Below are 13986 nucleotides of genomic sequence, written 5' to 3' on the forward strand. Positions count from 1 at the left end.
TATGTGATAGAAAGATAGACTGAACGTTACTTTCACTGGTAACGGATCAGGCTAAGGTAAAATTTGTGAGTTCTCTTAACTGAGAAATTCGAATTTTCGGCGAATGTTGTCTTCACAGTATAACCAGATTGCTTGGGGTTATATGGTCAAGTGAAGAAGCGCATACGGTGGATGCCTTGGCAGTCAGAGGCGATGAAAGACGTGGTAGCCTGCGAAAAGCTTCGGGGAGTCGGCAAACAGACTTTGATCCGGAGATGTCTGAATGGGGGAACCCAGCCATCATAAGATGGTTATCTTGTACTGAATACATAGGTGCAAGAGGCGAACCAGGGGAACTGAAACATCTAAGTACCCTGAGGAAAAGAAATCAACCGAGATTCCCTTAGTAGTGGCGAGCGAACGGGGACTAGCCCTTAAGTGGCTTTGAGATTAGCGGAACGCTCTGGAAAGTGCGGCCATAGTGGGTGATAGCCCTGTACGCGAAAATCTCTTAGTCATGAAATCGAGTAGGACGGAGCACGAGAAACTTTGTCTGAATATGGGGGGACCATCCTCCAAGGCTAAATACTACTGACTGACCGATAGTGAACTAGTACCGTGAGGGAAAGGCGAAAAGAACCCCGGAGAGGGGAGTGAAATAGATCCTGAAACCGTATGCGTACAAGCAGTGGGAGCCCACTTTGTTGGGTGACTGCGTACCTTTTGTATAATGGGTCAGCGACTTATTTTCAGTGGCGAGCTTAACCGAATAGGGGAGGCGTAGCGAAAGCGAGTCTTAATAGGGCGTCTAGTCGCTGGGAATAGACCCGAAACCGGGCGATCTATCCATGGGCAGGTTGAAGGTTGGGTAACACTAACTGGAGGACCGAACCGACTACCGTTGAAAAGTTAGCGGATGACCTGTGGATCGGAGTGAAAGGCTAATCAAGCTCGGAGATAGCTGGTTCTCCTCGAAAGCTATTTAGGTAGCGCCTCATGTATCACTGTAGGGGGTAGAGCACTGTTTCGGCTAGGGGGTCATCCCGACTTACCAAACCGATGCAAACTCCGAATACCTACAAGTGCCGAGCATGGGAGACACACGGCGGGTGCTAACGTCCGTCGTGAAAAGGGAAACAACCCAGACCGTCAGCTAAGGTCCCAAAGTTATGGTTAAGTGGGAAACGATGTGGGAAGGCTTAGACAGCTAGGAGGTTGGCTTAGAAGCAGCCACCCTTTAAAGAAAGCGTAATAGCTCACTAGTCGAGTCGGCCTGCGCGGAAGATGTAACGGGGCTCAAACCATACACCGAAGCTACGGGTATCACGTAAGTGATGCGGTAGAGGAGCGTTCTGTAAGCCTGTGAAGGTGAGTTGAGAAGCTTGCTGGAGGTATCAGAAGTGCGAATGCTGACATGAGTAACGACAATGGGTGTGAAAAACACCCACGCCGAAAGACCAAGGTTTCCTGCGCAACGTTAATCGACGCAGGGTTAGTCGGTCCCTAAGGCGAGGCTGAAAAGCGTAGTCGATGGAAAACAGGTTAATATTCCTGTACTTCTGGTTATTGCGATGGAGGGACGGAGAAGGCTAGGCCAGCTTGGCGTTGGTTGTCCAAGTTTAAGGTGGTAGGCTGAGATCTTAGGTAAATCCGGGATCTTAAGGCCGAGAGCTGATGACGAGTTAACTTTTAGTTAACGAAGTGGTTGATGCCATGCTTCCAAGAAAAGCTTCTAAGCTTCAGGTAACCAGGAACCGTACCCCAAACCGACACAGGTGGTTGGGTAGAGAATACCAAGGCGCTTGAGAGAACTCGGGTGAAGGAACTAGGCAAAATGGCACCGTAACTTCGGGAGAAGGTGCGCCGGTGAGGGTGAAGGACTTGCTCCGTAAGCTCATGCCGGTCGAAGATACCAGGCCGCTGCGACTGTTTATTAAAAACACAGCACTCTGCAAACACGAAAGTGGACGTATAGGGTGTGACGCCTGCCCGGTGCCGGAAGGTTAATTGATGGGGTTAGCTAACGCGAAGCTCTTGATCGAAGCCCCGGTAAACGGCGGCCGTAACTATAACGGTCCTAAGGTAGCGAAATTCCTTGTCGGGTAAGTTCCGACCTGCACGAATGGCGTAACGATGGCGGCGCTGTCTCCACCCGAGACTCAGTGAAATTGAAATCGCTGTGAAGATGCAGTGTATCCGCGGCTAGACGGAAAGACCCCGTGAACCTTTACTATAGCTTTGCACTGGACTTTGAATTTGCTTGTGTAGGATAGGTGGGAGGCTTTGAAGCGTGGACGCCAGTCTGCGTGGAGCCAACCTTGAAATACCACCCTGGCAACTTTGAGGTTCTAACTCAGGTCCGTTATCCGGATCGAGGACAGTGTATGGTGGGTAGTTTGACTGGGGCGGTCTCCTCCTAAAGAGTAACGGAGGAGTACGAAGGTGCGCTCAGACCGGTCGGAAATCGGTCGTAGAGTATAAAGGCAAAAGCGCGCTTGACTGCGAGACAGACACGTCGAGCAGGTACGAAAGTAGGTCTTAGTGATCCGGTGGTTCTGTATGGAAGGGCCATCGCTCAACGGATAAAAGGTACTCCGGGGATAACAGGCTGATACCGCCCAAGAGTTCATATCGACGGCGGTGTTTGGCACCTCGATGTCGGCTCATCACATCCTGGGGCTGAAGCCGGTCCCAAGGGTATGGCTGTTCGCCATTTAAAGTGGTACGCGAGCTGGGTTTAGAACGTCGTGAGACAGTTCGGTCCCTATCTGCCGTGGACGTTTGAGATTTGAGAGGGGCTGCTCCTAGTACGAGAGGACCGGAGTGGACGAACCTCTGGTGTTCCGGTTGTCACGCCAGTGGCATTGCCGGGTAGCTATGTTCGGAATAGATAACCGCTGAAAGCATCTAAGCGGGAAACTAGCCTCAAGATGAGATCTCACTGGAACCTTGAGTTCCCTGAAGGGCCGTCGAAGACTACGACGTTGATAGGTTGGGTGTGTAAGCGCTGTGAGGCGTTGAGCTAACCAATACTAATTGCCCGTGAGGCTTGACCATATAACACCCAAGCAATTTGTTTCTCGAAAGAGCATCAGATTGCGGTGTGTGAAGACGAAGATGAACCGAAAGTTCGACGCTCACAAAACACCGAAAGCTGTCACATACCCAATTTGCTGAAGCGAGGCCAGCTGGTCACGACTCAGTACCCGAATTTCTTGACGACCATAGAGCATTGGAACCACCTGATCCCATCCCGAACTCAGCAGTGAAACGATGCATCGCCGATGGTAGTGTGGGGTTTCCCCATGTGAGAGTAGGTCATCGTCAAGATTAAATTCCGAAACCCCTGTTTGCTAACGCAAACAGGGGTTTTGTTTTGGGCGGTCGAAAAAACTAAAAAACCACCGCTCATGTCCTGGGTGCAAACGCCCGGCGTTTCTATGCAATGACCTTACGCATGGCTATTATGCGTGCCTCATTGTGAGGCGATATTTGCATGCTGATGTTGTTGAAACTACTGAAAGACGGTCGATTCCATTCTGGAGAAGCGCTTGGCGCCGCCCTGGGCGTCAGTCGCAGCGCTGTGTGGAAGCAGCTTCAGCATCTTGAGGCAGAGTTAGGGCTGCCCATTCATAAGGTCCGAGGTCGTGGGTATCAATTGGCTGCGCCGTTGGTGTTCTTGAGTGCAGAGCAAATTTCCCTGAATACGGCCTCTTTAACCTGGCCAGTTCATATTTTCGATTCCATCGACTCCACTAACGCCGAAGCTTTGCGTCTTGTTGACTCAGGGTGCGCAGCCCCCTTTGTCGTACTGGCGGAGCAGCAGACGGCTGGTAGGGGAAGGCGTGGTCGAAAATGGGTCAGTCCGTTTGCGCAAAATGTCTACTACAGCCTCGTGCTGCGCATTGAAGGTGGTCTGCGACAGTTGGAGGGGTTGAGTCTCGTAGTTGGCTTAGCCGTTATGCAGGCGTTGCGTGAGACCGGTGTACAGGGCGCGGCTTTGAAATGGCCAAACGACGTCTTGGTCGGGAGCAAGAAAATTTCTGGCATCTTGCTGGAGCTGGTGGGGGATCCTGCGGATATCTGTCACGTTGTCCTAGGGATAGGCATCAATGTGAATATGCAGAAAGCCGATGATGTGGATCAGCAATGGACTTCAATTCAGCTCGAGACCGGTTCTGCTATTGATCGCAACCAATTGGTGGCGCGTCTGGGGATGCAGTTGCAAGGCTATCTGGATCGACATAAGACTGCCGGTTTTGCCGGGCTGCAAGATGAGTGGGAGCGGCATCACTTGTGGCAGGGCAAGCCTGTGTCTCTCGTTGCGGGTGTTACCCAGATTGATGGGGTGGTGTTGGGCGTGGATCATCAGGGCGCGTTGCGCTTGAATGTCGATGGCGTCGAGAAAATATACAGCGGTGGTGAGTTAAGCCTGAGGTTGCGTGATGATTCTTGAGCTCGACTGTGGGAACAGCTTCATAAAGTGGCGCGTGCTTGAGGCGAGTGATGCAAGTGTCTCCGCCGAAGGCGTGGTGGGTTCGGATAATGCGTTGATTGAGAGCCTGATAGCGCTTCCTGGCCTTCTGCTCACGCGTTGTCGGTTAGTGAGTGTTCGAGCGCTTGAGGAAACCGACAAGCTGGTAGCGGCGTTGGTGAAGGCATTTGGCGTTACCGTTTCCTGTGCGGGTTCCGCGCGACAAATGGCCGGTGTGCGCAATGGCTACGAAGAGTTCGAGCGGCTTGGGCTGGATCGTTGGTTGGCGATGCTGGGGGCATATAAGTTAGCGTCCGGCGCATGCGTAGTGCTCGATTTTGGTACGGCGGCGACCGCAGACTTTATTGATGTGGATGGTGAGCACTTGGGTGGGTTTATTTGCCCGGGCTTGCCACTTATGCGCAATCAGTTGCGAACCCATACGCGCAAGATACGTTATGACGATGCCGCGGCTGAGAGAGCTCTTGAGCGTCTCTCTCCTGGGCGGACGACCGTAGAGGCTGTCGAGCGCGGTTGTACGCTTATGCTAAGAGGGTTCGTGTTGACCCAGCTTGAATTGGCGCGAGGCTATTGGGGCGAGGATTTCACTGTCTTCCTGACGGGTGGGGATGCCGACCTGGTGAGGGATGCTGCGCCTCAGGCTTGTTTGGTCCCGGACCTTGTGTTTGTTGGTTTGGCAATGGCGTGTCCTTTGTCTTGAGGTGATTATGCGCTGGCTGTTTTTGCTTTTACTTGTCCTCAATGTTTTCTACTACGTCTGGCATCAGCAAGAAGCGCCATTGCGTGCCAAGGACGTCACACCGTTGAGTCTCTATCGTGGAACGCAGCAAGATATTCGGCTCCTGAGTGAGTCTGCCGACACGGTGGCGCGGCGTGATCGAGCAAGGGGGGCTGATGCACAAAGCACCTGTCTGTACATTGGTGGTTTCTCGGATCGTCACCAGGCGCTCTCTCTCGAGCAGCGGCTGACAAGCTTGGACATAAGGGTCAGGCTTCAATTGTTGAGCGCGCCTGAAGCCTCGGGTTACTGGTTGCGAGTAGCCCCTGAGAGTAGGCGCTTGGCTGACGATCTGCCCTTTGAAAGCCTTGCTAATGAATTCAATGAGTTAAAACATAAAATAATGCTGTGCGAAGGCATTGCAACTCTCGAATAGTTTGCATAGAATGGCGCCCGCTTCGCAGTGAAGACCTTTAAGGGCTTCAGCGCGAATCGAAGGTCAACGCAGCTAACCTCATATTTTTAATGAGAAAATGCTTGACAGAAGGCCGGCGTGATGTAGAATGCCGGCTCGCTTAGGAGGGGTTCCCGAGCGGCCAAAGGGATCAGACTGTAAATCTGACGTCTACGACTTCGAAGGTTCGAATCCTTCCCCCTCCACCATTTTTAGCGTGAGCTGCAAGCTCCGCGGGTATAGTTTAGTGGTAGAACCTCAGCCTTCCAAGCTGATGATGCGGGTTCGATTCCCGCTACCCGCTCCAAGTTTGCAGGTTGTGCAAGGTGTTTTGCTCTTGTAGCTCAGTTGGTAGAGCACACCCTTGGTAAGGGTGAGGTCAGCGGTTCAAATCCGCTCAAGAGCTCCATATAACAAGGCAGATATGAAAATATCTGCCTTTGTTTTAACAGCTGCCTCGGCTTGTATCGTGTTATGTCTGGCTGAGATTGTCAGGTGATTTCAAGTCTGTTGGGGTTGGTTGTTGTAAAGTCTTTTTCAGGCCTGCATAATGGTCGGCCTGATTTTGTTTTAGGTCAGTAGCTCAATTGGCAGAGCGACGGTCTCCAAAACCGTAGGTTGGGGGTTCGATTCCCTCCTGACCTGCCAGATTCACGTGGTGTGTCTGGCTTTCTTTTCACAGGATCTTCATAGATGACTCCTAAGGCTGAAGCTCAAAGCTCTCGTTTCGATCTGTTCAAGTGGCTCGCTGTAGTCGCCTTGGTGGTCGTAGGCGTTGTTGGCAATCAGTACTATTCTGCTTCGCCGATCCTGTACCGTGTCCTCGCATTGCTCGCCCTCGCTGCTGTAGCTGCCTTTGTAGGCCTGCAGACTGCCAAAGGCAAGTCTTTCGCGGTCCTGGTGAAGGAAGCTCGCACCGAAATTCGTAAAGTCGTTTGGCCGACTCGCCAAGAAACCACGCAGACCACATTGATTGTTGTGGCTGTTGTTCTGGTTATGGCGTTGCTGTTGTGGGGGCTCGATTCCCTGCTCGGCTGGCTTGTTTCCTTGATTGTTGGCTAAGGGTGTCCCGTGGCTAAGCGTTGGTACGTTGTGCATGCTTACTCGGGTTACGAGAAGCATGTTATGCGCTCTTTGCTGGAGCGCGTAAAGCTGGCAGGCATGGAAGATGGCTTCGGCGAAATTCTGGTTCCCACTGAAGAAGTGGTTGAAATGCGGAATGGCCAGAAGCGCAAGAGTGAGCGCAAGTTCTTCCCTGGCTACGTGCTGGTACAGATGGACATGAATGAAGGTACTTGGCACTTGGTCAAGGACACTCCTCGTGTCATGGGTTTCATTGGCGGTACTGCTGATAAGCCTGCTCCGATCACTGACAAGGAGGCAGAAGCAATTCTGCGTCGTGTTGCTGACGGTAGCGACAAACCCAAGCCGAAGACATTGTTCGAGCCGGGTGAGGTTGTTCGTGTTACAGATGGTCCGTTCGCTGATTTCAATGGCACCGTCGAAGAAGTTAACTACGAAAAGAGCCGGATCCAAGTGGCAGTGCTCATTTTCGGTCGCTCTACTCCGGTAGAGTTGGAGTTCAGCCAGGTCGAGAAGGTCTAGCTGAAAAAGCATCCCAACCCCGCAGCCTTAGGCTGTGGGGTTTTGTCGTCACTGGGATAAACGCGCAAGTAACCGGGGAGCCTTTTTAGGCGTTTGAACCCGTAATTGGAGTGCCTCATGGCCAAGAAGATTACCGCTTACATCAAGCTGCAAGTGAAGGCCGCTCAGGCCAACCCTAGCCCACCCGTCGGTCCAGCTCTGGGTCAGCACGGCGTGAACATCATGGAATTCTGCAAGGCCTTCAACGCCCGTACTCAGGGTCTTGAGCCAGGTCTGCCGACTCCAGTGATCATCACTGTATATAGCGACCGTAGCTTTACTTTCGAAACCAAGTCGACCCCGGCTTCGGTTTTGTTGAAGAAAGCTGCTGGTCTGACTAGCGGTTCCGCTCGTCCGAACACCGTTAAGGTTGGCACCGTAACTCGTGCTCAGCTGGAAGAAATCGCGAAAACCAAAAACGCGGATCTGACTGCAGCTGATATGGATGCAGCCGTGCGTACCATCGCCGGTTCTGCTCGTAGCATGGGCCTTAACGTGGAGGGTGTGTAATGGCTAAGCTGACCAAGCGCCAAAAGGCTATCGCCGGCAAAATCGAAGCAGGCAAGTCCTACAACTTCGTAGACGCTGCTGCTCTGCTGACCGAGCTGTCGACTGTCAAGTTCAGCGAGTCTGTTGACGTTGCTGTGAACCTGGGTGTTGACCCGCGTAAATCCGACCAGGTCGTTCGTAGCGCTACTGTGCTGCCACACGGTACTGGCAAGACTGTACGTGTTGCTGTCTTCACTCAGGGCCCGGCGGCTGAAGCTGCTCTGGCTGCCGGCGCTGATCGCGTTGGTATGGACGACCTGGCTGCCGAAATGAAAGGCGGCGACCTGAACTATGACGTCGTTATTGCTTCCCCGGATGCAATGCGCGTTGTAGGTCAGTTGGGTCAGATCCTGGGTCCACGTGGCCTGATGCCTAACCCTAAAGTCGGCACCGTAACGCCAGACGTAGCTACCGCGGTTAAAAACGCCAAGGCTGGTCAGGTTCGTTATCGCACCGACAAAAACGGCATCATTCACACCTCCGTTGGCAAGGTCGGCTTCGACGCCGTCAAGCTGAAGGAAAACGTTGAAGCCCTGATCGCTGATCTGAAGCGTATCAAGCCAGCTTCCTCGAAAGGCATCTACGTCAAGCGCGTTACCCTGAGCACCACTATGGGCCCAGGTCTGGTCATCGACCAAGGCTCGCTGGACGTATAAGACACAAATTGGCGCAAGCGATTGCGCCAATTGAAAGATTGGGGTCCCTGCCTGGCGGGGGCTATCCAAGACCGTAGGCGACGCAAGTCTTAAACCAACAAGCCTACGCAGATGGTGCTCCCGGTTCCTTACCGAATCAGACACCAAAACGACATCCGGCCTCGGCCAGATGAAACGGTAACAAGCAGGAGTTAAACCCGTGGCAATTAATCTCGAAGACAAGAAGGCCATCGTCGCTGAAGTCAACGAGGCTGCCAAAGCTGCTCTGTCCGCTGTCGTGGCTGATGCCCGTGGTGTGACAGTAGGCGCTATGACCGGACTCCGTAAAGAGGCTCGTGAAGCTGGCGTATACGTACGTGTTGTACGTAACACCCTGCTCAAGCGCGCTGTTGCGGACACTGAATACAGTGTTCTCAACGACGTGTTCACTGGCCCGACTCTGATCGCGTTCTCCAAGGACCATCCAGGCGCTGCTGCCCGTTTGTTCAAAGAGTTCGCCAAGAGTCAGGATAAGTTCGAGATCAAGGCAGCTGCGTTCGAGGGCAAGTTCCTCGCAGCTAACCAAATCGACGTACTGGCAACACTGCCGACCCGCGACGAAGCCATTTCGCAGCTGATGAGCGTGATTCAAGGCGCTACCAGCAAGCTGGCTCGTACTCTGGCTGCAGTTCGCGAGCAAAAAGAAGCTGCCGCAGCCTAAAGCTGAGCAACTTCTCTCGCGTATTTTTGTTTATTTCGATGGCCGCGTAGGCCGTCCCCCAATTCAGGAAATACAGCAATGTCTATCTCCCAAGACGATATCCTCAACGCCGTAGCTGAAATGTCGGTTCTGCAGGTTGTTGAGCTGATCAAAGCTTTCGAAGAAAAATTCGGCGTTTCCGCTGCCGCTGCTTCCGCTGGCCCAGCTGCTGCTGCTGCCGTTGTTGAAGAGCAAACCGAATTCAACGTCATGCTGACCGAAGCTGGCGAGAAGAAAGTAAACGTGATCAAGGCAGTACGTGAACTGACCGGTCTGGGCCTGAAAGAAGCCAAGGCTGTAGTTGACGGCGCTCCTGCCATGGTTCTGGAAGCTGTTGCCAAAGACGCAGCTGACAAAGCCAAAGCTACTCTGGAAGAAGCAGGCGCTAAAGTCGAGCTGAAGTAAGCATCGACCTTGCGTCTCCAGCCCAAGCGTTAAGCTGAAGGCTGATGGCTGGTGGCTCTTGCCACCGGCCTTTTTCCGTTCTTGGCTGTCGACTCGGTCGCCGCCATTAACGCGCTGTAGCCACCCGAAGCGGTGGTGCAAACCATGGGGTTTGCAAGATTTTCTGGCTGCTCCCGTCGGAGGGGCCAAACAAGCAGGTGACCAAGCTGGGGAACGCTGATGGCTTACTCATATACTGAGAAAAAACGTATCCGCAAGGACTTTAGCAAGTTGCCGGACGTCATGGATGTCCCGTACCTTCTGGCTATCCAGCTGGATTCGTATCGTGAATTCTTGCAGGCGGGAGCGACCAAAGATCAGTTCCGCGACGTGGGCCTGCATGCGGCCTTCAAATCCGTTTTCCCGATCATCAGCTACTCCGGCAATGCTGCGCTGGAGTACGTCGGTTATCGCCTGGGCGAACCGGCATTTGATGTCAAAGAATGCGTGTTGCGTGGCGTTACGTACGCCGTACCGTTGCGGGTAAAAGTCCGTCTGATCATTTTCGACAAAGAATCGTCGAACAAAGCGATCAAGGACATCAAAGAGCAAGAAGTCTACATGGGCGAAATCCCATTGATGACTGAAAACGGTACCTTCGTTATCAACGGTACCGAGCGTGTAATCGTTTCCCAGCTGCACCGTTCCCCGGGCGTGTTCTTCGACCACGACCGCGGCAAGACGCACAGCTCCGGCAAACTCCTGTACTCCGCGCGGATCATTCCGTACCGCGGTTCGTGGTTGGACTTCGAGTTCGACCCGAAAGACTGCGTATTCGTGCGTATCGACCGTCGTCGCAAGCTGCCGGCCTCGGTACTGCTGCGCGCGCTCGGCTATACCACTGAGCAAGTGCTGGACGCGTTCTATACCACCAACGTATTCAGCCTGAAGGATGAAACCCTCAAGCTGGAGCTGATCGCTTCGCGTCTGCGTGGTGAAATTGCCGTCCTGGACATCCAGGATGAGAAGGGCAAGGTCATCGTTGAGGCTGGCCGTCGTATCACTGCGCGCCACATCAACCAGATCGAAAAGGCCGGTATCAAAGAGCTGGAAGTGCCTCTGGACTACGTTCTGGGTCGCACGACCGCCAAGGTCATCGTTCACCCGGCTACAGGCGAAATCCTGGCTGAGTGCAATACCGAGCTGAACACCGAGATCCTGGCGAAAATCGCCAAGGCCCAGGTTGTTCGCATCGAGACCCTGTACACCAACGATATCGACTGCGGTCCGTTCATCTCCGACACTCTGAAGATCGACTCCACCAGCAACCAATTGGAAGCGCTGGTCGAGATCTATCGCATGATGCGTCCTGGCGAGCCACCAACCAAAGACGCTGCCGAAACCCTGTTCAACAACCTGTTCTTCAGCCCTGAGCGCTATGACCTGTCTGCGGTCGGCCGGATGAAGTTCAACCGTCGTATCGGTCGTACCGAGATCGAAGGTTCGGGCGTGCTGTGCAAGGAAGACATCGTCGCGGTACTGAAGACGCTGGTCGACATCCGTAACGGCAAAGGCATCGTCGATGACATCGACCACCTGGGTAACCGTCGTGTTCGCTGCGTAGGCGAAATGGCCGAGAACCAGTTCCGCGTTGGCCTGGTGCGTGTTGAGCGCGCGGTCAAAGAGCGTCTGTCGATGGCTGAAAGCGAAGGCCTGATGCCGCAAGACCTGATCAACGCCAAGCCAGTGGCCGCGGCAGTGAAAGAGTTCTTCGGTTCCAGCCAGCTTTCCCAGTTCATGGACCAGAACAACCCGCTGTCCGAGATCACCCACAAGCGCCGTGTATCCGCACTGGGCCCGGGCGGTCTGACCCGTGAGCGTGCTGGCTTCGAAGTTCGTGACGTACACCCGACGCACTACGGTCGTGTTTGCCCGATCGAAACGCCGGAAGGTCCGAACATCGGTCTGATCAACTCCCTGGCCGCTTATGCGCGTACCAACCAGTATGGCTTCCTCGAGAGCCCGTACCGTGTGGTGAAAGACGCTCTGGTCACCGACGAGATCGTGTTCCTGTCCGCCATCGAAGAAGCTGATCACGTGATCGCTCAGGCTTCGGCCACGATGAACGACAAGAAAGTCCTGATCGACGAGCTGGTAGCTGTTCGTCACTTGAACGAGTTCACCGTCAAGGCGCCGGAAGACGTCACCTTGATGGACGTTTCTCCGAAGCAGGTAGTTTCGGTTGCTGCGTCGCTGATCCCGTTCCTGGAGCACGATGACGCCAACCGTGCGTTGATGGGTTCCAACATGCAGCGTCAAGCTGTACCGACCCTGCGTGCTGACAAGCCGCTGGTAGGTACCGGCATGGAGCGGAACGTAGCCCGTGACTCCGGCGTTTGCGTCGTGGCTCGTCGTGGCGGCGTTATCGACTCCGTTGATGCCAGCCGTATCGTGGTTCGTGTTGCCGATGACGAAGTTGAAACTGGCGAAGCCGGTGTCGACATCTACAACCTGACCAAATACACCCGCTCGAACCAGAACACCTGCATCAACCAGCGTCCGCTGGTGAGCAAGGGTGATCGCGTTCAGCGTAGCGACATCATGGCCGATGGCCCGTCCACCGACATGGGTGAACTGGCTCTGGGTCAGAACATGCGCATCGCGTTCATGGCATGGAACGGCTTCAACTTCGAAGACTCCATCTGCCTGTCCGAGCGTGTGGTTCAAGAAGACCGCTTCACCACGATCCACATTCAGGAACTGACCTGTGTGGCACGTGACACCAAGCTTGGTCCTGAGGAAATCACTGCAGACATCCCGAACGTGGGTGAAGCTGCACTGAACAAGCTGGACGAAGCCGGTATCGTTTACGTAGGTGCTGAAGTTGGCGCAGGCGACATCCTGGTGGGTAAGGTCACTCCGAAAGGCGAGACCCAACTGACTCCGGAAGAGAAGCTGCTGCGTGCCATCTTCGGTGAAAAAGCCAGCGACGTTAAAGACACCTCCCTGCGTGTACCTACCGGTACCAAAGGTACTGTCATCGACGTACAGGTCTTCACCCGTGACGGCGTTGAGCGTGATGCTCGTGCACTGTCCATCGAGAAGACCCAGCTCGACGAGATCCGCAAGGACCTGAACGAAGAGTTCCGTATCGTTGAAGGCGCGACCTTCGAACGCCTGCGCTCCGCTCTGGTAGGCCACAAGGCCGAAGGCGGCGCAGGTCTGAAGAAAGGTCAGGACATCACCGACGAAGTTCTCGACGGTCTTGAGCACGGCCAGTGGTTCAAACTGCGCATGGCTGAAGACGCTCTGAACGAGCAGCTCGAGAAGGCCCAGGCCTACATCGTTGATCGCCGCCGTCTGCTGGACGACAAGTTCGAAGACAAGAAGCGCAAACTGCAGCAGGGCGATGACCTGGCTCCAGGCGTGCTGAAAATCGTCAAGGTTTACCTGGCAATCCGTCGCCGCATCCAGCCGGGCGACAAGATGGCCGGTCGTCACGGTAACAAAGGTGTGGTCTCCGTGATCATGCCGGTTGAAGACATGCCGCACGATGCCAATGGCACCCCGGTCGACGTCGTCCTCAACCCGTTGGGCGTACCTTCGCGTATGAACGTTGGTCAGATCCTTGAAACCCATCTGGGCCTCGCGGCCAAAGGTCTGGGCGAGAAGATCAACCGTATGATCGAAGAGCAGCGCAAGGTCGCAGACCTGCGCAAGTTCCTGCACGAGATCTACAACGAGATCGGCGGTCGCAACGAAGAGCTGGATACCTTCTCCGACCAGGAAATCCTGGATCTGGCGAAGAACCTGCGCGGCGGCGTTCCAATGGCTACCCCGGTGTTCGACGGTGCCAAGGAAAGCGAAATCAAGGCCATGCTGAAACTGGCAGACCTGCCGGAAAGCGGCCAGATGCAGCTGTTCGACGGTCGTACCGGCAACAAGTTCGAGCGCCCGGTTACTGTTGGCTACATGTACATGCTGAAGCTGAACCACTTGGTAGACGACAAGATGCACGCTCGTTCTACTGGTTCGTACAGCCTGGTTACCCAGCAGCCGCTGGGTGGTAAGGCTCAGTTCGGTGGTCAGCGTTTCGGGGAGATGGAGGTCTGGGCACTGGAAGCATACGGTGCTGCATACACTCTGCAAGAAATGCTCACAGTGAAGTCGGACGATGTGAACGGTCGTACCAAGATGTACAAAAACATCGTGGACGGCGATCACCGTATGGAGCCGGGCATGCCCGAGTCCTTCAACGTGTTGATCAAAGAAATTCGTTCCCTCGGCATCGATATCGATCTGGAAACCGAATAACACGTGACGCGAATCGAGAGCGTGGCCGTTTGGTCCGCTCTCTGCTCCGCCAGG

Annotated in this window: 10 protein-coding genes, 4 tRNA genes and 2 rRNA genes; all 16 read left to right on the forward strand. The window is 54.3% G+C overall.

Annotated features, from left to right (window positions below; all coding sequences use genetic code 11):
* Positions 1-144 precede the first annotated feature (144 nt).
* The 16 genes from QMK52_RS10135 (at position 145) to rpoB (ending at position 13932) form a co-directional block, all read left to right on the forward strand.
* A 23S ribosomal RNA gene (locus tag QMK52_RS10135) occupies positions 145-3036 on the forward strand.
* Between the two features lie 157 nt (positions 3037-3193).
* Positions 3194-3309, forward strand: a 5S ribosomal RNA gene (gene rrf / locus QMK52_RS10140).
* Positions 3310-3475: 166 nt separating this feature from the next.
* Positions 3476-4435 carry a bifunctional biotin--[acetyl-CoA-carboxylase] ligase/biotin operon repressor BirA gene (gene birA, locus QMK52_RS10145; protein ID WP_005791996.1) on the forward strand — a complete coding sequence of 320 codons (960 nt, stop codon included), beginning with the start codon at positions 3476-3478 and terminating at the stop codon, positions 4433-4435.
* On the forward strand, positions 4425-5174 hold the full coding sequence (locus QMK52_RS10150; protein WP_005791994.1) for a pantothenate kinase: 750 nt from the start codon (positions 4425-4427) through the stop codon (positions 5172-5174). Before birA ends, QMK52_RS10150 begins: the two co-directional genes overlap by 11 nt.
* A 7-nt stretch (positions 5175-5181) precedes the next feature.
* Positions 5182-5628, forward strand: coding sequence for a hypothetical protein (locus QMK52_RS10155; RefSeq protein WP_005791992.1), 447 nt, complete (start codon positions 5182-5184; stop codon positions 5626-5628).
* A gap of 142 nt (positions 5629-5770) precedes the next feature.
* A tRNA-Tyr gene (locus QMK52_RS10160) sits at positions 5771-5855 on the forward strand.
* Between the two features lie 24 nt (positions 5856-5879).
* Positions 5880-5953 (forward strand) — tRNA-Gly (locus QMK52_RS10165).
* Positions 5954-5979: 26 nt separating this feature from the next.
* Positions 5980-6055, forward strand: a tRNA-Thr gene (locus QMK52_RS10170).
* A 163-nt stretch (positions 6056-6218) separates the two neighbouring features.
* Positions 6219-6294 (forward strand) — tRNA-Trp (locus QMK52_RS10175).
* Between the two features lie 45 nt (positions 6295-6339).
* Positions 6340-6708 (forward strand): preprotein translocase subunit SecE, encoded by a 369-nt coding sequence (secE, locus tag QMK52_RS10180; protein ID WP_005791990.1) that lies wholly within the window; start codon positions 6340-6342, stop codon positions 6706-6708.
* A gap of 9 nt (positions 6709-6717) precedes the next feature.
* On the forward strand, positions 6718-7251 hold the full coding sequence (gene nusG / locus QMK52_RS10185) for a transcription termination/antitermination protein NusG (RefSeq protein WP_003176436.1): 534 nt from the start codon (positions 6718-6720) through the stop codon (positions 7249-7251).
* 117 nt (positions 7252-7368) lie between these two features.
* Positions 7369-7800 (forward strand): 50S ribosomal protein L11, encoded by a 432-nt coding sequence (rplK, locus tag QMK52_RS10190; protein ID WP_003176435.1) that lies wholly within the window; start codon positions 7369-7371, stop codon positions 7798-7800.
* Positions 7800-8495, forward strand: coding sequence for a 50S ribosomal protein L1 (gene rplA / locus QMK52_RS10195; protein WP_003176434.1), 696 nt, complete (start codon positions 7800-7802; stop codon positions 8493-8495). The genes rplK and rplA overlap by 1 nt, the downstream gene beginning before the upstream one ends.
* Before the next feature lie 199 nt (positions 8496-8694).
* Positions 8695-9195: a 50S ribosomal protein L10 gene (gene rplJ, locus QMK52_RS10200; protein ID WP_003232405.1), complete on the forward strand. Its 501-nt coding sequence runs from the start codon at positions 8695-8697 to the stop codon at positions 9193-9195.
* Positions 9196-9273: 78 nt separating this feature from the next.
* Positions 9274-9639 carry a 50S ribosomal protein L7/L12 gene (gene rplL, locus QMK52_RS10205; protein WP_005791984.1) on the forward strand — a complete coding sequence of 122 codons (366 nt, stop codon included), beginning with the start codon at positions 9274-9276 and terminating at the stop codon, positions 9637-9639.
* A gap of 219 nt (positions 9640-9858) precedes the next feature.
* On the forward strand, positions 9859-13932 hold the full coding sequence (gene rpoB / locus QMK52_RS10210) for a DNA-directed RNA polymerase subunit beta (protein ID WP_034109566.1): 4074 nt from the start codon (positions 9859-9861) through the stop codon (positions 13930-13932).
* The last annotated feature ends 54 nt before the right edge of the window (positions 13933-13986 follow it).

Source organism: Pseudomonas sp. P9_2, assembly GCF_034008255.1.
Classification (GTDB): Bacteria; Pseudomonadota; Gammaproteobacteria; order Pseudomonadales; family Pseudomonadaceae; genus Aquipseudomonas; species Aquipseudomonas synxantha_A.

Bases quoted from the DNA above. Each gene is read 5' to 3' on its own strand.
- birA (WP_005791996.1), top strand. From the start codon at position 3,476: ATGCTGATGTTGTTGAAACTACTGAAAGACGGTCGATTCCATTCTGGA.
- QMK52_RS10150 (WP_005791994.1), top strand. From the start codon at position 4,425: ATGATTCTTGAGCTCGACTGTGGGAACAGCTTCATAAAGTGGCGCGTG.
- rplL (WP_005791984.1), top strand. From the start codon at position 9,274: ATGTCTATCTCCCAAGACGATATCCTCAACGCCGTAGCTGAAATGTCG.
- QMK52_RS10155 (WP_005791992.1), top strand. From the start codon at position 5,182: ATGCGCTGGCTGTTTTTGCTTTTACTTGTCCTCAATGTTTTCTACTAC.
- rplA (WP_003176434.1), top strand. From the start codon at position 7,800: ATGGCTAAGCTGACCAAGCGCCAAAAGGCTATCGCCGGCAAAATCGAA.
- rplK (WP_003176435.1), top strand. From the start codon at position 7,369: ATGGCCAAGAAGATTACCGCTTACATCAAGCTGCAAGTGAAGGCCGCT.
- rpoB (WP_034109566.1), top strand. From the start codon at position 9,859: ATGGCTTACTCATATACTGAGAAAAAACGTATCCGCAAGGACTTTAGC.
- secE (WP_005791990.1), top strand. From the start codon at position 6,340: ATGACTCCTAAGGCTGAAGCTCAAAGCTCTCGTTTCGATCTGTTCAAG.